This window comes from Mycolicibacterium sichuanense (assembly GCF_033741125.1).
In the GTDB taxonomy this organism is placed as follows: domain Bacteria; phylum Actinomycetota; class Actinomycetes; order Mycobacteriales; family Mycobacteriaceae; genus Mycobacterium.
This window is the reverse complement of sequence record NZ_JAWQPU010000012.1, coordinates 1-19,944: the sequence shown is the minus strand read 5'-3', so window position 1 is coordinate 19,944 and position 19,944 is coordinate 1. Positions and strand designations below refer to the sequence as shown.

The 19,944-nt window shown below is 67.3% G+C and carries 20 protein-coding genes; 18 read left to right on the top strand and 2 right to left on the bottom strand.

Features of this window, described 5'->3' with window-relative positions; all coding sequences use genetic code 11:
- The first annotated feature begins 218 nt into the window (after positions 1-218).
- Positions 219-2,405 carry a transcription termination factor Rho gene (rho, locus tag SBI80_RS25600; RefSeq protein WP_318977686.1) on the top strand — a complete coding sequence of 729 codons (2,187 nt, stop codon included), beginning with the start codon at positions 219-221 and terminating at the stop codon, positions 2,403-2,405.
- A 57-nt stretch (positions 2,406-2,462) separates the two neighbouring features.
- Here rho and SBI80_RS25595 read toward each other — a convergent pair whose 3' ends face one another.
- Positions 2,463-3,083 carry a TetR/AcrR family transcriptional regulator gene (locus tag SBI80_RS25595; RefSeq protein ID WP_318977684.1) on the bottom strand — a complete coding sequence of 207 codons (621 nt, stop codon included), beginning with the start codon at positions 3,081-3,083 and terminating at the stop codon, positions 2,463-2,465.
- A gap of 131 nt (positions 3,084-3,214) precedes the next feature.
- On the opposite strand from SBI80_RS25595, the gene fadD1 reads away from it, so the two are divergent.
- The 16 genes from fadD1 to SBI80_RS25515 all read left to right on the top strand — a co-directional run bounded on the left by fadD1 (position 3,215) and on the right by SBI80_RS25515 (position 17,796).
- A complete protein-coding gene (gene fadD1, locus SBI80_RS25590) occupies positions 3,215-4,807 on the top strand; it encodes a fatty-acid--CoA ligase FadD1 (RefSeq protein ID WP_318977683.1) in 1,593 nt (530 codons plus the stop codon).
- A gap of 152 nt (positions 4,808-4,959) precedes the next feature.
- Entirely contained in the window at positions 4,960-5,196 is a 237-nt protein-coding gene (gene rpmE, locus SBI80_RS25585; protein WP_318977682.1) for a 50S ribosomal protein L31, read from the top strand.
- A gap of 85 nt (positions 5,197-5,281) precedes the next feature.
- Positions 5,282-6,364 carry a peptide chain release factor 1 gene (gene prfA / locus SBI80_RS25580; protein WP_318977680.1) on the top strand — a complete coding sequence of 361 codons (1,083 nt, stop codon included), beginning with the start codon at positions 5,282-5,284 and terminating at the stop codon, positions 6,362-6,364.
- On the top strand, positions 6,361-7,203 hold the full coding sequence (gene prmC / locus SBI80_RS25575; RefSeq protein ID WP_318977679.1) for a peptide chain release factor N(5)-glutamine methyltransferase: 843 nt from the start codon (positions 6,361-6,363) through the stop codon (positions 7,201-7,203). The genes prfA and prmC overlap by 4 nt, the downstream gene beginning before the upstream one ends.
- A 4-nt stretch (positions 7,204-7,207) precedes the next feature.
- Positions 7,208-7,861 carry an L-threonylcarbamoyladenylate synthase gene (locus SBI80_RS25570; RefSeq protein ID WP_318977678.1) on the top strand — a complete coding sequence of 218 codons (654 nt, stop codon included), beginning with the start codon at positions 7,208-7,210 and terminating at the stop codon, positions 7,859-7,861.
- A 76-nt stretch (positions 7,862-7,937) separates the two neighbouring features.
- Positions 7,938-9,110, top strand: a complete 1,173-nt coding sequence (locus SBI80_RS25565; RefSeq protein WP_318977676.1) for a glycosyltransferase family 4 protein — start codon at positions 7,938-7,940, stop codon at positions 9,108-9,110.
- 266 nt (positions 9,111-9,376) lie between these two features.
- The gene (locus SBI80_RS25560) at positions 9,377-9,844 is read left to right on the top strand and encodes an ATP synthase subunit I (RefSeq protein WP_318977675.1); all 468 of its coding nucleotides are present in this window, start codon (positions 9,377-9,379) and stop codon (positions 9,842-9,844) included.
- Positions 9,844-10,626: a F0F1 ATP synthase subunit A gene (atpB, locus tag SBI80_RS25555; RefSeq protein WP_318977673.1), complete on the top strand. Its 783-nt coding sequence runs from the start codon at positions 9,844-9,846 to the stop codon at positions 10,624-10,626. The genes SBI80_RS25560 and atpB overlap by 1 nt, the downstream gene beginning before the upstream one ends.
- Before the next feature lie 70 nt (positions 10,627-10,696).
- Positions 10,697-10,951, top strand: coding sequence for a F0F1 ATP synthase subunit C (locus tag SBI80_RS25550; RefSeq protein WP_137144745.1), 255 nt, complete (start codon positions 10,697-10,699; stop codon positions 10,949-10,951).
- A gap of 9 nt (positions 10,952-10,960) precedes the next feature.
- A complete protein-coding gene (locus SBI80_RS25545) occupies positions 10,961-11,479 on the top strand; it encodes a F0F1 ATP synthase subunit B (protein WP_318977668.1) in 519 nt (172 codons plus the stop codon).
- On the top strand, positions 11,480-12,814 hold the full coding sequence (locus SBI80_RS25540; RefSeq protein ID WP_318977666.1) for a F0F1 ATP synthase subunit B/delta: 1,335 nt from the start codon (positions 11,480-11,482) through the stop codon (positions 12,812-12,814).
- Positions 12,815-12,878: 64 nt separating this feature from the next.
- The gene (gene atpA, locus SBI80_RS25535) at positions 12,879-14,528 is read left to right on the top strand and encodes a F0F1 ATP synthase subunit alpha (RefSeq protein ID WP_318977664.1); all 1,650 of its coding nucleotides are present in this window, start codon (positions 12,879-12,881) and stop codon (positions 14,526-14,528) included.
- 9 nt (positions 14,529-14,537) lie between these two features.
- On the top strand, positions 14,538-15,461 hold the full coding sequence (locus tag SBI80_RS25530; protein ID WP_318977662.1) for a F0F1 ATP synthase subunit gamma: 924 nt from the start codon (positions 14,538-14,540) through the stop codon (positions 15,459-15,461).
- A 45-nt stretch (positions 15,462-15,506) separates the two neighbouring features.
- A complete protein-coding gene (gene atpD, locus SBI80_RS25525) occupies positions 15,507-16,940 on the top strand; it encodes a F0F1 ATP synthase subunit beta (protein ID WP_318977661.1) in 1,434 nt (477 codons plus the stop codon).
- 33 nt (positions 16,941-16,973) lie between these two features.
- A complete protein-coding gene (locus tag SBI80_RS25520) occupies positions 16,974-17,342 on the top strand; it encodes a F0F1 ATP synthase subunit epsilon (RefSeq protein ID WP_318977660.1) in 369 nt (122 codons plus the stop codon).
- Between the two features lie 7 nt (positions 17,343-17,349).
- A complete protein-coding gene (locus tag SBI80_RS25515; protein ID WP_318977658.1) occupies positions 17,350-17,796 on the top strand; it encodes a DUF2550 domain-containing protein in 447 nt (148 codons plus the stop codon).
- On the opposite strand, the gene SBI80_RS25510 is transcribed toward SBI80_RS25515, so the two are convergent.
- Positions 17,793-18,368, bottom strand: coding sequence for a cob(I)yrinic acid a,c-diamide adenosyltransferase (locus SBI80_RS25510; protein WP_318977657.1), 576 nt, complete (start codon positions 18,366-18,368; stop codon positions 17,793-17,795). The genes SBI80_RS25515 and SBI80_RS25510 overlap by 4 nt on opposite strands.
- A 70-nt stretch (positions 18,369-18,438) precedes the next feature.
- Between SBI80_RS25510 and murA the strand changes: the two genes are divergently transcribed.
- The gene (murA, locus tag SBI80_RS25505) at positions 18,439-19,692 is read left to right on the top strand and encodes a UDP-N-acetylglucosamine 1-carboxyvinyltransferase (RefSeq protein ID WP_318977655.1); all 1,254 of its coding nucleotides are present in this window, start codon (positions 18,439-18,441) and stop codon (positions 19,690-19,692) included.
- Positions 19,693-19,944 lie beyond the last annotated feature (252 nt).

Here is a 19,944-nt window from a genome sequence, read left to right as displayed (position 1 = left end):
CTGCGCCTACACTAGGACGACTACCAATCCTAATCGTGGATCATGATTCACCGCATCGCGGTGAATCCAGGCGACCACCGTTGCATCGGCAATGGTTGCACAGGCATTTGTGGGACCAGGTCTTTCACTAGGCATTTGGTAGCCCGGCATCCAGCGGACTCAGCTGGCTGCAACGAACCCTCGCAGAATCAGATCGGTGAGGGAAAGAAAGGAAATCCGTGACTGATACGGACCTCATCACGGCTGACGGCAGCAGCGACGACGTCGACCTGTCCAACCCCGTGAATTCACCAATCCTGGAAGCGGTTTCGGAAGCACCGGTCGAGCCGGCTGCCGCTCCCGTGGCTGAGACCCCGGCGACCACGGTCGCCGCCGCCAGCGATCGCCCCACCTCCCTGACTGCGATGGTGCTGCCCGACCTGCGGGCGCTGGCCGGGCAGCTGGGGGTCAAGGGTTCCTCGGGCATGCGCAAGAGTGAGCTGATCGCGGCCATCCGCGAGCACCGCGGTGAGACCAACGGTGCCGCCGCCAAGGCTGCCCCCGCGGCCACCGAACCCGCCGCCGAGCAGGCAGCCCCTGCCGCCGACGCCCCGGAGCGGACCGCTCCCGCCCGTCGCGAGCGCCGCAGTGCCTCGCGCGGTGCCGGTGCTGCCGCCGCTGCCGAGGCCAAGGCCGCCAGTGAGCAGGCCACCACCGAGCCGGACGCCGACGCCAAGACTCAGGAGACCAAGACTCAGGAAGTCAAGACTCAGGAAGTCAAGGCCGCCGCCGAGGCTCCCGCGGCCAAGACCGCGGAGAAGGCCGACGAGCAGGCTGCCGAGTCGAAGGTCGTCGAGCAGAAGACCCCCGAGGACAAGCCGAAGGAGAAGTCGGCCGACCGAGGCGGCGAGAAGAACGATCGTGGCCGCGACGGTGCCCAGTCCGAGGGTGGGCGCAACGGCGACCGCCAGAACAACGGCGACCGTCAGAACAACGGCGACCGTCAGAACAAGGGCAACAACGACGGCGGTAACGGCAACGCGAACAACAACGCGAACGCCAACAACCGCAACACCAACGCGAACAACGGCAACGCGAACAACAACAACGCCAACGCGAACAACAACGACGATGACGACGACGGTGACGGCCGTCAGGGCCGGCGTGGCCGCCGGTTCCGCGACCGCAGGCGGCGCGGCGAGCGTGGCGACGCCCAGGGTGGCGGCGCAGGCGACCGCGACACCGAGCTCCGCGAGGACGACGTCGTGCAGCCCGTCGCGGGCATCCTCGACGTGCTGGACAACTACGCGTTCGTCCGCACCTCCGGGTACCTCGCGGGCACCAACGACGTCTACGTGTCGATGAACATGGTCCGCAAGAACGGCCTGCGCCGCGGCGACGCCATCACCGGCGCCGTCCGAGTCGCCCGTGAAGGCGAGGGCGGTGGCGGCGGCAACAGCAGCCAGAACCCGCGGCAGAAGTTCAATCCGCTGGTGCGGCTGGACTCGGTCAACGGCGGACCGGTCGAGGATGCCAGGAACCGTCCCGAGTTCCAGAAGCTGACGCCGCTCTATCCGAACCAGCGGCTGCGTCTGGAGACCACGCCGGACCGGCTGACCACCCGCGTCATCGACCTGATCATGCCGATCGGCAAGGGTCAGCGTGCGCTGATCGTCTCGCCGCCCAAGGCTGGCAAGACGATGGTGCTGCAGAGCATCGCCAACGCGATCACCGTCAACAATCCCGAGTGCCACCTCATGGTGGTGCTGGTCGACGAGCGACCCGAAGAGGTCACCGACATGCAGCGTTCGGTGAAGGGCGAGGTCATTGCCTCGACCTTCGACCGGCCGCCGTCAGACCACACCGCCGTCGCGGAGTTGGCCATCGAGCGCGCCAAGCGCCTCGTCGAGCAGGGTAAGGACGTCGTCGTATTGCTCGACTCCATCACCCGGCTCGGCCGTGCGTACAACAACGCGTCGCCCGCCTCGGGCCGGATCCTGTCCGGTGGCGTCGACTCCACGGCGCTGTACCCGCCCAAGCGCTTCCTCGGCGCGGCCCGCAACATCGAGCACGGTGGATCGCTGACGATCATCGCCACGGCGCTGGTCGAGACCGGTTCGATGGGTGACACGGTCATCTACGAGGAGTTCAAGGGCACCGGCAACGCCGAGCTCAAGCTGGACCGCAAGATCGCCGAGCGCCGGGTCTTCCCCGCGGTGGACGTCAACCCGTCGAACACCCGCAAGGACGAACTGCTGCTGTCCTCCGACGAATTCGCCGTGGTGCACAAGCTGCGCCGGGTGTTGTCGGGGCTCGACTCGCACCAGGCGATCGATCTGCTGATGAGCCAGCTGCGCAAGACGAAGAACAACTACGAGTTCCTCGTCCAGGTTTCCAAGAACACGCCGGGAACCGACTCCGACTAACCAGTAGACAGCCAACACGCAAGAGCCCCCGACCTTCGTCGGGGGCTCTTTGCGCTGCTAGGTCAGCCTCGGGTCGGCCCGCAGGCCGGGCATGACGTAGCGCCGGACGTGGGCCAGCACCGCGTCGTGGTCGGCGGGGTCGAGTCGTTGCCCCGGCACGGTGGCCAGTGACAGCAGCGCACGGGCCACCCATTCGGAAGCCTCCGCGACGTCCACGTCGGCGTGTATCTCCCCGCGGTCCCTGGCGGCGATCAGGTACCGGGACCAGAACTCGCCCAGGTCGGGGACCAGGCCCTGCACGCCCGCGCCGGCGCAGGCGGCGAACTCCTCGGGCTCCTCCATGCGCAGCTTCATCAGCAGCGCGCCTGGGTCGGCGTACGCGGTCCGCCCGTGACGAACACCCGCCGCGATTTGCTCGTCTAGCCCCTCGACCTGCTCGAGTACCGCATGCGCGCGTGACCAGTAGGCGTCATTGAGCCGCACGATCGCGGCGCCGAGCAGGGAATTCTTGTCGGAGAAGTGGCGGTAGAGCCAGCCCCGTGACACACCGGCCACCTCGGCGACCTCCGACACCGTCGTCGAGCGGATGCCCTTGGCCCGCAGGCACACCTCGGCGGCATCGATCAACCGATCCCGGACGCTCTTGGAGGCGGGCCGGGGTGCGGTGGCGCTAGTCAACGGCGGTCTCCTGTTCAATTCGCCGCGCAATGCGAGGGATTGCTGCATTCTGCCCGGTGCCGACCGGTAGCGTGTGGCAGGTCGCAGTAGACACTTTCTTCAATCTGTTCACTGAATCGAGGTCGCCCACGATGGCGGACACGCTCCAGCAACTGCTTCGGACGAGGGCCGCCCAGGACACGATCGCGATCAGGCACGGTGACTCCGTGTGGACCTGGCGCGAGCACGTGGCGGCCGCAGGCGCCCAGGCCGCCGCCGTCATCGCCGCCGCAGATCCCGCTCGACCGCTGCACGTCGGCGTGCTGATGGGCAACACGCCCGGCATGCTGACCGCGCTCGCCGCCGCGGGGCTGGGCGGTTACGTGCTGTGCGGCATCAATACCACCCGTCGGGGTGAGGCGCTGGCCCGCGACGTCGCCCGCGTCGACTGCCAGCTGCTGCTCACCGAACCGGACCAGCTGCACCTGCTGGACGGGCTCGAGCTGCCCGGCGTCACGGTGGTCGACGTGACCTCGAAGGACTGGGCGCACCGGCTGCAGACCGCTCCGGGGCTGGTGCCGCACCGCGAGGTCGGTGCCGACGACACGTTCATGATGATCTTCACCTCCGGCACCAGCGGTGAGCCCAAGGCGGTCCAGGTGCCGCACGCCATGGTGCTGTTCGCCGGCACCGCGCTGGTCGAACGCTACGGCCTCGACGGGTCCGACGTGTGCTACCTCGCCATGCCGCTGTTTCACTCCAATGCCGTGTACGCGGGGTGGAGCGTGGCGCTGGGCGCCGGCGCGGCGATGGTTCCCGCGGCCTTCTCGGCGTCGCGATTCCTGTCCGACGTCCGGCGGCACGGCGTGACCTACATGAACTACGTGGGAAAGCCCCTGGCCTACATCCTGGCCACGCCCGAGCAGCCCGACGACCGGCACAACACCCTGCGCATCGCCTTCGGCAACGAAGCCGCCGACCGCGACATCGAGGAGTTCGGCCGCCGGTTCGATTGTGCGGTCTGGGACGGTTTCGGGTCGACGGAGACGGCCGTGATCATCACCAGGCCCGACGACTGCCCGCCGGGATCGATCGGCAAGGGCTTCCCCGGGGTGGCCATCTACGATCCGGACACCGTCGTCGAGTGCGACGTCGCCGAGTTCGACGAGACGGGCGCACTTCTCAACGCCGATGCGGCGACGGGGGAGCTGGTGAACACCAGTGGAAGTGGGCTGTTCCGCGGCTACTACGACGATCCCGGCGCCACCGATCAGCGCATGCGCCACGGCATGTACTGGTCGGGGGACCTGGCCTACCGCGACGCCGAGGGGTGGATCTACCTGGCTGGCCGGACGGCGGACTGGATGCGGGTGGACGGCGAGAACCTGACCACCGCCCCAATCGAGCGAATACTGTTGCGGCTCAACGTCATCAGTCGCGTCGCCGTCTATCCCGTGCCCGACGAGTACGTCGGCGACCAGGTGATGGCCGCGCTGGTATTGCGCGACGGTGCCGAACTCGACCCCGTGACGTTCGAGCAGTTCCTCGCGGCCCAGCGGGATCTGTCGCCGAAGGCCTGGCCGCGCTACGTGTGGCTGGCCGAGGACCTGCCGAGCACGGCCACCAACAAGATCCTCAAACGCGAGCTGATCGCACGCGGGGTCGACCCGTCGGGACGGGTGCTGTGGACGCGCGAGGGCACCCGGTTCTACCCCGCACCGGTGCGAATCGGGGATCTTCCCTAACGTCCCGGAATAGCCGCCGGTCCGCGACGGTTTATGACTCTGACGGCAGAGCTGGCATAATCGTCCGTCGACCCCTCGGTTCCGGTTCACGTCTGAAGACATGCGTCCGCAATTTCAGGCGACCCGGCGACCACCTATCGAAGAGGACCATCATGAAATCGGGTATTCACCCCAACTACGTAGAGACCACCGTGGTCTGCGGCTGTGGCCACAGCTTCCAGACGCGCAGCACCAAGGAGAGCGGCCACATCGTGGTCGAGGTCTGCTCCCAGTGCCATCCCTTCTACACCGGCAAGCAGAAGATCCTCGACAGCGGCGGCCGCGTGGCGCGCTTCGAGAAGCGCTACGGCAAGCGCACCTCCGGTGACAAGGCTGCAGCCGACAAGTAGCTGTCCAAACGGCGCCCGTTCTGACGCATTCGTGCCAGGGACGGGCGCCGCTTGCGTTCCAAGAAGCGTTCGGAAAGGAGGCACGGTGGCGACCACCGATGCTGCGACCAGGGTCGACGCGCTCGTAGCCGAGCATGCCGACCTCGAGCGGCAGCTCTCCGACCCGGCGCTGCACGCCGACGCCGGCGCCGCCCGCAAGGCGGGCCGGCGCTTCGCGCAATTGGCGCCGATCGTGTCCACCCATCGCAAGCTGGAGACGGCGCGCGGTGATCTGGAGGCAGCCCGCGAGCTTGCCACCGAGGATGCGTCCTTCGCCGCCGAGGTGCCCGGCTTGGAGACCACCGTCGCCGAGCTGGAGACCCAGCTCAGCGACCTGCTGGCGCCCCGCGACCCGCACGACGCCGACGACGTCGTCATGGAGGTCAAGTCGGGGGAGGGCGGCGAGGAGTCCGCGCTGTTCGCCGCCGACCTGGCCCGGATGTACATCCGGTACGCAGAGCGGCACGGCTGGAGCGTGACGGTGCTCGACGAGACCTTCTCCGACCTCGGCGGGTACAAGGACGCCACCCTGACGATCGCCAGCAAGGGCGACGCCGCGGACGGCGTCTGGTCGCGGTTGAAGTTCGAAGGTGGAGTGCATCGCGTCCAGCGAGTACCCGTCACCGAGTCCCAGGGCCGGGTGCACACCTCGGCCGCGGGCATCCTAGTCTACCCGGAGCCAGAGGACGTGGCCGAAGTGCAGATCGACGAATCCGACCTGCGCATCGACGTCTACCGGTCATCGGGCAAGGGTGGCCAGGGTGTCAACACCACCGACTCCGCGGTCCGCATCACCCACCTGCCCACCGGCATCGTCGTGACCTGTCAGAACGAGCGGTCGCAGCTGCAGAACAAGGCGCGCGCCATGGTCGTGCTGGCCGCGCGGCTGCAGGCGCTCGCCGAGGAGCAGGCCTCGGCCGACGCCTCCGCCGACCGCGCCAGCCAGATCCGCACCGTCGACCGCAGCGAGCGCATCCGCACCTACAACTACCCCGAGAACCGCATCACCGATCACCGCATCGGCTACAAGGCGCACAACCTCGACCAGGTTCTCGACGGCGATCTCGATCCCATGTTCGACGCGCTGGCGGCGGCCGACCGGCAAGCCAGGCTCCAAGAGCAGGAATGACGCGCCTGCAGCGGGCCATCGAGGAGGCCGCAGGCACGCTCGCGCAGGCGGGCATCGACAGCGCCCGGGTCGACGCCGAACTGCTCGCCGCGCACGCCGCCGGGGTCGACCGCGGCCGGTTGCGCTTCCACGAGCCGGACGAACCCTTCTACGACAGCTACCGGGCAGTGATTGCGGCGCGCTCGCGCCGGATACCCCTGCAGCACCTGACCGAGTCGGCGGCGTTCGGACCACTGCTACTCGAGGTCGGACCAGGGGTGTTCATCCCGCGTCCGGAGACCGAGGCCTTGCTGGAATGGGCTCTGCGGCAGAGACTTTCGCCGTCGCCCCTGATCGTCGACCTGTGCACCGGGTCGGGAGCGCTGGCGGCCGCCCTGGCCGACGCGACCCCCGAGGCCCGGGTGATCGCCGTGGAGGACTCCGCCGCGGCGCTGATCTACGCGCGGCGCAACTGCGCTGGGCGCGCCGTCGAGGTGATCGAGGCCGACGTCACGGTGCCCGGCCTGCTGGGGGAGCACGACGGCGCCGTCGACCTGGTAGTCGCGAACCCGCCCTACATTCCGGACGGAGCGGTGCTGGAACCCGAAGTGGCCGAACATGATCCGGCCCACGCGTTGTTCGGGGGACCGGACGGAATGCAGATCATCGCACCCATCGTCGCGCTGGCGGCCAGGGTGCTGCGCGACGGCGGCCTCGTCGCCGTCGAGCACGACGACGACACTGCGGCGGCGACGGTGGCGCTGTTCGAGGCCTCCGGGGCTTTCGACGACGTGACGTCGCGGCGGGATCTCGCAGGCCGCCCCCGGTTCGTCACCGCGGCGAGGAAGGGTTCAAGCTAAACCGATGAGCGAGCTATTCGACTGCGCAGACGCCACGCAGCGTCCCGACGGCATCGCCTCGGCGATCAGCGCCCTCAAGGGAGGGCGTCTGGTGGTGATGCCCACCGACACCGTCTACGGCATCGGTGCTGACGCGTTCGACGGCGCGGCCGTCGCGGCGCTGCTGGCAGCCAAGGGCCGCGGCCGCGACATGCCGGTGCCGGTACTGGTCGGGTCGTGGCACACCATCGACGGACTGGTGTACTCGGTGCCCGAGTCGGCCCGCCAGCTGATCCGGGCGTTCTGGCCGGGGGCGCTCAGCCTCGTCGTCCAGCAGGCGCCGTCATTGCAGTGGGACCTCGGCGATGCGCAGGGCACGGTAATGCTGCGGATGCCGCTGCACCCGGTGGCCATCGAGCTGCTGCGGGAGGTCGGCCCGATGGCCGTCTCGAGCGCCAACGTCTCGGGCCGTCCCGCTGCGGTGACCGCCGCCGATGCCCGCGAGCAACTCGGTGACAAGGTAGAGGTCTACCTCGAGGCCGGGCCGACCCCGCAGGGCGCCGCCTCGACGATCGTCGACCTGACCGGCGCCCAACCTCGGGTTCTGCGGCAGGGACCCATCACTGCCGAGGCCATCGCCGAGGTACTCGGCATCGACGCGGAGACCCTCGTAGCCTGACGCCGCGGACCGCCCGGCGAACTCCCGCGACCCGACGGCGTCGGCAGTCTCAGGTGGGTCCAGTACATTTCACCGCGTGGATGGCCTGCTTGCTCTGTCGGACCGCGGAGCCGGTGTCCCGTTGCGCGAGCTGGCGCTCGTCGGCCTGACCGCGGCGATCGTCACGTACTTCGCGACGGGCTGGGTGCGCGCACTGGCCACCCGCCTCGGCGCGGTCGCCTATCCCCGGCAGCGCGACGTCCACGTGCAGCCGACGCCCCGCATGGGTGGGCTGGCGATGTACGTCGGCGTGGTGGCTGCCGTGCTCCTCGCCTCGCAGCTGCCCGCGCTGACGCGGGGGTTCGTCTACTCCTCCGGCATGCCGGCCGTGGTGGTCGCCGGCGGGCTCATCATGGCGATCGGGCTGATCGACGACCGGTGGGGCCTGGACGCGCTGACCAAGTTCGCCGGTCAGATCACCGCCGCAAGCGTGCTGGTCACCATGGGCGTGGCGTGGAGCGTGCTCTACATCCCGATCGGCGGCGTCGGCACCATCGTGCTCGACCAGGTCACCTCGATCCTGCTGACGCTGGCGCTGACGGTCTCGATCGTCAACGCCATGAACTTCGTCGACGGGCTGGACGGGTTGGCAGCGGGGCTCGGTCTGATCACCGCGGCCGCCATCTGCATCTTCTCGGTGGGCCTGCTGCGCGACCACGGCGGTGACGTCCTGTTCTACCCGCCCGCGGTGATCTCGGTGGTGCTCGCCGGCGCCTGTCTGGGCTTCCTCCCGCACAACTTCCACCCTGCAAAGATCTTCATGGGCGACTCGGGGTCGATGCTGATCGGGTTGATGCTGGCCGCGGCGTCGACGACCGCCGCCGGGCCCATCTCGCAGAACGCCTACGGAGCGCGCGACGTGTTTGCGCTGCTGTCGCCGTTCCTGCTGGTCGTCGCGGTCATGTTCGTCCCGGCGCTGGACATGTTGCTGGCCATCGTGCGCCGCACCCGCGCCGGTCGCAGCCCCTTCAGCCCCGACAAGATGCACCTGCACCACCGGTTGCTACAGATCGGGCACTCGCACCGACGCGTCGTCCTGCTGATCTACATGTGGGTCGGCATCGTCGCGCTGGGGGCGGCCAGCACCATCTTCTTCGACCCGCGCTACACCGGCGCGGTCATGTTGGCGGCCATCGCGGTCGCCATCGTCATCACCCTCATCCCCCTGGTTCGCCGGGGCGGGGATCTTCCCAGGCAGCTGCCAGACTAAGGTGTACGACGTCAAGTAGTAGTACCCCCTTTAGGCCTGCCTACCATGTGGTACGGTGCTGGCAGAACCCGAAAGACCTCGCGGGTTGCCGGCCCGGCCCATCGGTTTTCACAGCCGATCGGGGCCGAAGTACGACCGACAAAGGGAGCTTCTCCTTGGGTGATTCCAGCGCGCCCACCGCCCTCCGATACGCTCAGCGGGCACGCGCCGGATCATTGATCGTCAAAGGGGACAGCTTCCGTGAAAGCGTGGATTGAGGTGAGTCGATGACGACGCCAGCGCAGGACGCGCCGTTGGTGTTCCCATCCGTAGCGTTCCGGCCGGTACGCCTGCTCGTCGTCTGCGTGGCGCTCACCGGACTGGCCCTGGCCGCCTCCGGATTCATGGATCACGTGTTCTTCGGGGTCTTCTTCGGCATCGGCCTTGGCCTGGGTTTGCTCAATGCGCTCATGGTCCGTCGCGCCGTCGAATCGATCACGGCCGAGGAACATCCGCTCAAGAAGAAGATGGCCGTCAACTCGATGACCCGGCTGCTGGTCATCACCGCAGTCGGTCTCACCATCGCCATCGTGTTCAAGAAGCATGACGGCCTCGCCGTGCTGTTCGGCCTTGCGATCTTCCAGGCGGTGCTCGTGATGAGCACCAGCATCCCCGTGATGAAGAAGATCCGAGCCAACGGTCTGGACGTCGCAGAAGTCTCCGCAACGGAATCGAAGGATAGAGCTGACGGCTAATGATTGAGACTGTTGTCGCCGAAGCGGCGATCCACGTCGGGGTCCACGAACCCCTCTGGCACGTATTCGGCATGACGATCAACGGTGACACGGTGATCAGCACGTCGATCGCCGGCATCATCGTCATCGCGCTGGCGTTCTTCCTGAAGTCCAAGGTCACCTCGACCGGGGTGCCCGGCGGCGTGCAGCTGTTCTTCGAGGCCATCACCATCCAGATGCGCCAGCAGGTCGAGGCCGCGATCGGCATGAAGATCGCGCCGTTCGTGCTGCCGCTGGCGGTCACCATCTTCGTGTTCATCCTGGTGTCCAACTGGCTGGCGGTGCTGCCCGTGCAGTACGGCGGTTCCGACGGCGCCGCAGGCGAACTGATCAAGGCGCCCGCCGCCGACATCAACTACGTCCTCGCGCTCGCCGCGTTCGTGTTCATCTGCTACCACGCCGCCGGCGTCTGGCGCCGTGGCGCATGGGGACACGTCAAGAAGTTGGTCAAGGGGCACGTCACGCTGATGGCGCCGATCAACATCGTCGAGGAGATCGCCAAGCCGATCTCGCTGTCACTGCGACTCTTCGGCAACATCTTCGCCGGCGGCATCCTCGTATCGCTGATCGCATTGTTCCCCTGGTACGTCCAGTGGGCACCCAATGCCATCTGGAAGACGTTCGACCTCTTCGTCGGTCTGATCCAAGCCTTCATCTTCGCGCTGCTGACGATCCTGTACTTCAGCCAGTCGATGGAACTCGATCACGACGATCACGACACCAAAGAAGAAGCGCACCACTAGCTAGCCAGAACCACCCGTAAGACCAGCAGTCCTGGTGGCGCCGCCGCCAGTTACCAAGGAGGAAAAAGGAATGGATCCAAACGCCCTCATCACGGCCGGTGCTCTCATCGGCGGTGGATTGATCATGGGTGGCGGCGCAATCGGCGCGGGCATCGGCGACGGCATCGCCGGTAACGCACTGATCTCCGGCATCGCGCGGCAGCCCGAGGCTCAGGGCCGCCTGTTCACCCCGTTCTTCATCACCGTCGGTCTGGTCGAGGCCGCGTACTTCATCAACCTGGCCTTCATGGCGCTGTTCGTCTTCGCCACGCCGGGTCTGCAGTAGTCCGTCGGCATGCGTGAACTCGGCTCAAGTGTCCTGGCGGACGGCATGAACCTCGCGGCGGCAGAAGGCGGCGGGGGCAACAACTTCCTGATCCCCAACGGCACCTTCTTCGTCGTGCTGATCATCTTCTTGATCGTGCTCGGCGTGATCACGAAATGGGTGGTCCCACCCATCAGCAAGGTCCTCGCGGAGCGGGAGGCCATGCTCGCCAAGACCGCGGCCGATGCACGCAAGTCGGCCGAGCAGGTCGCCGCGGCGCAAGCCGACTACGACAAGGCCATGGCCGGGGCGCGTACCGAGGCCTCGTCGATCCGGGACGAGGCCCGTGCGACGGGTCGCCAGGCGATCGAGGAGAAGCGGGCCGAGGCCAGCGGCGAGGTCGCAGAGATCGTGCGTGAAGCGGATGCAGAACTGTCCGAACGGCGTTCGTCGACGCAGTCCGAACTCGAATCGTCGGTGGACGGCCTGTCGGCCACCTTGGCGAGCCGAATCCTCGGCGTCGACGTGAAATCAGGCGGGAGCCGCTAAATGTCGACTTTCATCGGCCAGCTGATCGGTTTCGCGGTCATCGTCTTCATTCTGTGGCGCTACGTGGTGCCGCCGGTGCGGACCTTGATGCAGAAGCAGCAGGACGCGGTGCGCACGGCGCTCGCCGAGAGCGCCGAGGCGGCGCGCAAACTCGCCGACGCCGACGCCATCCACGCCAAGGCCGTGGCCGAGGCCGAGGCCGAGGCGGCGCGGGTCACCGGGGAAGCCCGGCAGGATTCCGAGCGCATCGTCAGCCAGCTGCAGGAGCAGGCGGGCGTGGAAGCCGAACGGCTCAAGGCCCAAGGCGCGCAACAGGTTCAGCTCATGCGGCAGCAGCTCATCCGGCAGCTGCGGCAGGGGCTCGGCCAGGAGTCCGTGGAGAAGGCTGCCGAGCTCGTCAAGTCGCACGTCGCCGACCCCGACGCGCAGGCGGCAACGGTCGATCGCTTCCTGGACGAACTCGACCAGATGGCGCCCTCGTCGGTGGTGCTCGAGACCGGTGTCTCGGCCAGACTTCGGGCTGCCAGCCGTGCGGCGTTCGACGCGCTCACCAAGGAGTTCGACGAGGTGGCCGGCAACCTGCCGGCCGAGGGTCTGACCCGCCTGGCCGACGAGCTCAGCTCGTTGGTGGGCGTGCTCGTCGCCGAGCCGACCCTGACCAGGCACCTCACCGCGCACAACGACGATTCCGATGCCAAGGTGCGGCTGGTCGACCGACTGTTCTCGGGCAAGGTCGACGAGCACACCCTGAAGCTGCTTCGGACCGCCGTGTCCCAGCGGTGGTCGGCCGAGGCGGACTTCATCGACGGCATCGAACACCTGGCCCGCCTCGCCCTGCTGAAGCGCGCCGACATCGAAGACCAGGTCGACGAGGTCGAGGAACAGCTGTTCCGCTTCGGTCGCGTGCTGGACGCCGAGCCGCGCCTGACCGCGCTGCTCAGTGACTACACGACGCCGCTCGACGGTCGAATCGCGCTGTTGGACAAGGTCATCGAGGGAGCGGGTGTCGACGGCACGGCCGCGGCACTGCTGAGGCAGACCATCGGTCACCTCCGCGGGGAGCGCGCCGACGAAGCCGTCATCGATCTCGCCGAGCTGGCGGTGGCCCGCCGCGGAGAGGTGGTGGCCCACGTCCGCGCTGCCACCGACCTGACGGACGCCCAGCGCGCACGGCTCGGCGAACTGCTGACCCGGATCTACGGACACCCCGTGTCGGTCCAGCTCAACGTCGATCCCGAAGTGCTCGGTGGCCTGGCGATCACCGTCGGCGACGAGGTGATCGACGGCTCCATCGCATCCCGCCTGGCTGCCGCCCGGACTCAGCTGCCGGACTGACGAGCGCCCGGCCCCAACAAGAAGACTCACCACCCGAATCCAAAAGGTAGGAAGACGAAGAATCATGGCAGAGTTGACAATCTCCGCTGCTGACATCGAAGGTGCCGTCGAGGAGTACGTGTCCTCGTTTTCCGCCGATACCGAGCGTGAAGAGATCGGCACCGTCGTCGATGCCGGTGACGGCATCGCCCACGTCGAGGGCCTGCCCTCGGTCATGACCCAGGAGCTCCTCGAGTTCCCCGGTGGCGTGCTCGGTGTCGCGCTGAACCTCGACGAGCACAGCATCGGCGCGGTCATCCTCGGCAACTTCGAGAAGATCGAGCAGGGCCAGCAGGTCAAGCGCACCGGCGAGGTGCTGTCGGTCCCCGTGGGCGACGCGTTCCTCGGCCGCGTGGTGAACCCGCTGGGTCAGCCCATCGACGGCCAGGGCGACATCGCCTCCGACGCGCGACGTGCACTCGAGCTGCAGGCCCCGTCGGTGGTGCAGCGCCAGGGCGTCGAGGAGCCGCTGCAGACCGGCATCAAGGCCATCGACGCGATGACCCCGATCGGCCGCGGCCAGCGCCAGCTGATCATCGGTGACCGCAAGACCGGCAAGACCGCGGTCTGCGTCGACACGATCCTCAACCAGCGCGAGGCGTGGGCCACCGGCGACCCCAAGCAGCAGGTGCGCTGCGTGTACGTCGCGATCGGCCAGAAGGGCACCACGATCGCCAGCGTCAAGCGCGCCCTCGAAGAGGGTGGAGCGATGGAGTACACCACCATCGTCGCCTCCCCGGCCTCCGATCCCGCCGGCTTCAAGTGGCTTGCGCCCTACACGGGTTCGGCCATCGGTCAGCACTGGATGTACGACGGCAAGCACGTCCTGATCGTGTTCGACGACCTCTCCAAGCAGGCCGACGCCTACCGCGCGATCTCACTGCTGCTGCGCCGTCCGCCGGGCCGCGAAGCGTTCCCCGGTGACGTCTTCTACCTGCACTCCCGCCTGCTGGAGCGCTGCGCGAAGCTGTCCGACGAGCTCGGCGGTGGTTCGATGACCGGCCTGCCGGTCATCGAGACCAAGGCCAACGACATCTCGGCGTTCATCCCCACCAACGTCATCTCGATCACCGACGGCCAGTGCTTCCTGGAGTCCGACCTGTTCAACCAGGGCGTGCGACCGGCCATCAACGTCGGTGTGTCGGTCTCTCGCGTGGGTGGTGCCGCTCAGATCAAGGCCATGAAGGAAGTGGCCGGCTCGCTGCGTCTGGATCTGTCGCAGTACCGCGAGCTGGAGTCCTTCGCGGCGTTCGCGTCCGACCTGGACCCGACGTCGAAGGCTCAGCTCGAGCGCGGTAGCCGACTGGTGGAGCTGCTCAAGCAGCCGCAGTACAGCCCGCTGTCGGTCGAGCAGCAGGTCGTCGCGATCTTCCTCGGCACCAAGGGACACCTGGATTCGGTTCCCGTGGAAGACGTTCAGCGCTTCGAGGCCGAGTTCCTCGAGCACGTCAAGGCCAGCCATGACGACGTCTTCAGCGGCATCCGCGATTCGAAGAAGTTCCCGGAAGAGGCTCAGGACAAGCTGACCGAGATCGTCAACGACTTCAAGAAGGGGTTCGCCGCCACCGACGGCAGCTCCGTCGCCGTCAACGAGGCCGAGGCCGAGGCGATGGACGAGGAAGACGTCGAGAAGGAATCGGTCAAGGTCCGCAAGCCGGCACCGAAGAAGAAGTAGGTAGCAGACATGGCAGCCACACTGCGCGAGCTACGCGGGCGCATCCGCTCCGCTGGGTCGATCAAGAAGATCACCAAGGCCCAGGAGCTGATCGCGACGTCGCGGATTGCCAAGGCGCAAGCGCGCGTTCAGGCAGCTCGGCCGTACGCAGCCGAGATCACCAACATGCTCACCGAACTCGCGGGTGCCAGTGCGCTGGACCACCCGCTGCTCGTCGAGCGGGAGTCGCCCAAGCGCGCTGGTGTGCTCGTCGTGTCGTCCGACCGGGGGCTCTGCGGGGCCTACAACGCGAACGTGTTGCGGCAGTCCGAGGAGCTCTTCGCTCTGCTTCGCGACGAGGGCAAGGAGCCCGTGATCTACGCGGTGGGTCGCAAGGCCCTGGGCTACTACAACTTTCGCCAGCGTGAGGTGAAGGACTCGTGGACCGGCTTCTCCGAGCGCCCGACCTACGAGCAGGCCCGCGAGATCGCCGACGTGCTCGTCGCGGCGTTCATGGCGGGTGTCGACGACGAGGATGAAGACGCCGGCAGCGACGGCATCCTCGGTGTCGACGAACTGCACATCGTCTTCACGCAGTTCAAGTCGATGCTGTCGCAGTCGGCCGTTGCGCTGCGCATCGCTCCGATGGTGATCGAGTACGTCGGCGAACAGGAGACCGGACCGCACACGCTGTTCTCCTTCGAGCCGAATGCCGAGGAACTGTTCGGCGCACTCCTGCCGCGGTACGTCGCGACCCGCGTGTACTCGGCGCTGCTGGAGGCCGCGGCATCGGAATCCGCGTCGCGTCGCCGAGCGATGAAGTCGGCCACCGACAACGCCGACGACCTCATCAAGGCGCTGACGCTGGAGGCCAACCGCGAGCGTCAGGCTCAGATCACCCAGGAAATCAGCGAGATCGTCGGTGGCGCCAACGCGCTCGCCGACGCCAAGTAGCCCTCGATAGACACACACCCGGAAGCGAAGAGAAGCGAAGAGACAATGACTGCCACCGCAGAAGATTCCAAGACCGCTGGTCGCGTGGTCCGCATCACCGGCCCGGTCGTCGACATCGAATTCCCGCGCGGCTCAGTGCCGGAACTGTTCAACGCGTTGCACGCGGAGATCACCTACGAGCAGATGGCCAAGACGCTGACGCTGGAGGTGGCCCAGCACCTCGGTGACAACCTGGTGCGCACCATCTCCATGCAGCCCACCGACGGCCTGGTCCGCGGTGTCGAGGTGACCGACACCGGCCGGTCGATCTCGGTGCCCGTCGGCGACGGTGTCAAGGGCCACGTGTTCAACGCCCTCGGTGACTGCCTCGACGATCCCGGTTACGGCAAGGACTTCGACCACTGGTCGATCCACCGGCAGCCGCCGCCATTCTCCGAGCTCGAGCCGAAGACCGAGATGCTCGAGACGGGCCTGAAGGTCGTCGACCTGCTCACGCCGTACGTGCGCGGTGGCAAGATCGCCCTGTTCGGTGGTGCCGGCGTCGGCAAGACCGTGCTCATCCAGGAGATGATCAACCGCATCGCCCGCAACTTCGGTGGTACGTCGGTGTTCGCCGGCGTGGGGGAGCGCACCCGTGAGGGCAACGACCTCTGGGTCGAGCTCGCGGACGCCAACGTGCTCAAGGACACCGCCCTGGTGTTCGGTCAGATGGACGAGCCGCCCGGCACCCGTATGCGCGTCGCACTGTCCGCGCTGACCATGGCGGAGTACTTCCGCGATGAGCAGAACCAGGACGTGCTGTTGTTCATCGACAACATCTTCCGCTTCACGCAGGCCGGTTCCGAGGTCTCCACGCTGCTCGGCCGCATGCCGTCCGCGGTGGGCTACCAGCCGACCCTGGCCGACGAGATGGGCGAGCTCCAGGAGCGCATCACCTCGACCCGTGGTCACTCGATCACCTCGATGCAGGCGGTCTACGTGCCCGCCGACGACTACACCGACCCGGCGCCCGCGACGACGTTCGCGCACCTCGACGCCACCACCGAGCTTTCCCGCGCGGTGTTCTCCAAGGGCATCTTCCCGGCGGTCGATCCGCTGGCGTCGAGCTCGACGATCCTGGACCCGGCCGTGGTCGGCGACGAGCATTACCGCGTCGCCCAGGAAGTCATCCGAGTCCTGCAGCGCTACAAGGATCTTCAGGACATCATCGCCATCCTCGGTGTCGACGAACTGTCCGAGGAAGACAAGCAGCTGGTCAACCGGGCGCGTCGCATCGAGCGCTTCCTGAGCCAGAACATGATGGCCGCCGAGCAGTTCACCGGTCAGCCGGGTTCGACGGTTCCGCTCAAGGAGACCATCGAGGCGTTCGACAAGCTCACCAAGGGTGACTTCGACCACCTGCCCGAGCAGGCGTTCTTCCTCATCGGTGGCCTGGAGGATCTGGCGAAGAAGGCCGAGAGCTTCGGCGCCAAGCTGTGATTGGATCCCTAGCACGCAGAGGAGTGGTGTGCGATGGCTGCTGAGATTCACGTCGAGATCGTCGCCGTCGAGCGTGAGCTGTGGTCGGGTGACGCGACGTACGTGTTCACCCGCACCACCGCTGGCGAGATCGGCATCCTGCCGCGGCACATTCCGCTGGTTGCCCAACTCGTCGACGACGCCATGGTGCGCGTCGAGCGGGAGGGTGAGGACGACCTCCGCATCGCGGTCGACGGAGGGTTCCTCTCCGTCACCGATGAGGCCGTACGCATTCTGGTGGAGAACGCCGAGCTGGAGTCGGAGATCAACGCCGACGAGGCCAAGCGGGACGCCGAGTCCGACGACGAGCGCACGGCGGCATGGGGAAGGGCGCGGCTGCGCGCCCTAGGCGAGCTCGACTGAGTTGCAGATGAGCGCGTCCATGATGGTCATGGTCGCGCTGGTCGGCGTGTTGTTGCTGGCCGTCGCCGCGCTGAGCTACCGGCTGTGGAAGCTGCGTCAGGTCGGCGGCTCGGCGGCGATCCTGCGCGACATGCCCGCCGTCGGCGGGCACGGATGGCGGCACGGGGTGGTGCGCTACCGCGGCGGCGAGGCCGGTTTCTACCGGTTGTCGAGTCTGCGGTGGTGGCCTGATCGCCGGTTGTCGCGGCGCGGGATCGAGGTCGTGGCACGCCGTTCGCCGCGCGGCGACGAGTTCGACATCATGAGCGCGGAGATCGTCGTCCTCGAGTTGCGCGACACCGATCCCGACAGTCGCAGGGGATACGAGATCGCCCTCGACAGAGGGGCGCTGACGGCGTTCACCTCCTGGCTGGAGTCGCGTCCGTCTCCCCGCACGCGCCGGCGGATGAGCTAGCCGCGCCCACCGCCCGGCTGCCAGAGCACGTCACCGTCGGGGTTCGCGACGCGCGTCAGGATGAACAGCAGATCCGAGAGCCGATTGAGGTACGTGGCCGGCAGCACGCTCACCGAATCGCCGTGGTGCTCGACCGCGCGCCATGCCGAGCGCTCCGCCCGTCGCGCCACGGTCCGCGCGACGTGCAGCAGCGCCGACAGGGCCGTCCCGCCCGGCAACACGAACGAGGTCAGCGCCGGTAGCGGTTCGTTGAACTCGTCGCACCACGCCTCGAGCCGGTCGACGTAGTCCTGGGTGATGCGCAGCGGGGGATGCTCCGGCTTCTCGACGACCGGTGTGGACAGGTCGGCGCCCGCGTCGAAGAGATCGTTCTGGATCTGGCGCAGAACGACGAGGATCCGCTCGTCGGGCTGGCCCAGCGCGACGGCCACGCCAATGGCGGCGTTGGCCTCGTCGCAGTCGGCGTAGGCCTCGAGCCGGGGGTCGTTCTTGGACACCCGGCTGAAGTCGCTGAGCGCGGTCGTTCCGTCGTCTCCCGTGCGGGTGTAGATACGGGTCAGGTGGACTGCCATGGCAAAACCGTACCCGGGTCGAGTCGGCCGAAACGGACTGTGGCCGCTGGCGCTGTTTACACTGAGCCGCGTGAGCGAGCGATTCGTGGTGACCGGTGGTGCTCGGTTATCTGGCGAAGTTGCCGTCGGAGGAGCAAAGAACAGCGTCCTGAAGCTGATGGCGGCATCGCTGCTGGCAGAGGGCACCAGCACGATCACCAACTGCCCCGACATCCTCGACGTTCCGCTGATGGCGGAGGTACTGAGGGGACTGGGTGCCACCGTCGAACTGGACGGCGACGTCGTTCGGATCACCTCGCCCGACGAGCTGAAGTACGACGCCGACTTCGCCGCCGTACGCCAGTTCCGCGCGTCGGTGTGCGTGTTGGGCCCGCTCGTCGGGCGGTGCAAGAAGGCCAAGGTGGCGCTGCCAGGTGGCGATGCGATCGGATCGCGTCCGCTGGACATGCATCAGGCCGGACTGCGTCAGCTCGGCGCCCGGTGCAACATCGAGCACGGTTGCGTGGTGGCCGAGGCGGACCATCTTCGCGGCGCGGAGATCCAGCTTGAGTTCCCTTCGGTCGGCGCCACCGAGAACATCCTGATGGCCGCCGTCCTCGCGGAGGGCGTGACGACGATCCACAACGCCGCACGCGAGCCGGACGTCGTCGACCTCTGCGAGATGCTCAACCAGATGGGCGCCCAGATCACCGGGGCGGGGTCGTCGACGATGACCGTGACGGGAGTCGACCGGTTGCATCCCACCGAGCACCGGGTGATCGGCGACCGCATCGTGGCCGCCACCTGGGGCATCGCCGCGGCGATGACCCGCGGAGACATCTCGATCACGGGAGTCGACCCGCAGCACCTTCAGTTGGTCCTGCACAAGCTGCATGACGCGGGTGCCACGGTGACCCAGCACGACGACGGTTTCCGCATCGTGCAGTACGAGCGGCCCAAGGCGGTCAACATGGCCACCCTGCCGTTCCCGGGGTTTCCGACGGACCTGCAGCCCATGGCGATCGGTCTGGCCGCCATCGCCGACGGCACTTCGATGATCACCGAGAACGTGTTCGAGGCCCGGTTCCGCTTCGTCGAGGAGATGATCCGCCTCGGAGCCGACGCCAGGACCGATGGCCACCACGCGGTGGTGCGGGGCATTCCGCAGCTGTCGAGCGCCCCGGTATGGGCGTCGGACATCCGAGCGGGTGCCGGGTTGGTGCTCGCGGGACTGGTGGCCGATGGGGACACCGAGGTGCATGACGTGTTCCACATCGACCGCGGCTATCCGCTGTTCGTCGAGAACCTGATCAGCCTCGGTGCCGAAATCGAGCGCGTGGCATAGGTTTTCACCCAAAATCACCCTTTGGCGTGCGGTTTTGGAGTATGCGCGATCGTGGGCTAGAGTTCTCTTCAGTGCCTACGGCCCCGGTCCTAGACCGGCAGGACGAGGATTGACGAAGCCGCCACGATGAAGTACAGTGGCAGGGTTGCTCGAAATCCGGGTGTGTTGTTTGAGAACTCAATAGTGTGTTTGGTGGTTTTTGTTTGTTGTTTTTGGCCACTCATGTGGGGGACTCCCCGTCTTCCGATCATT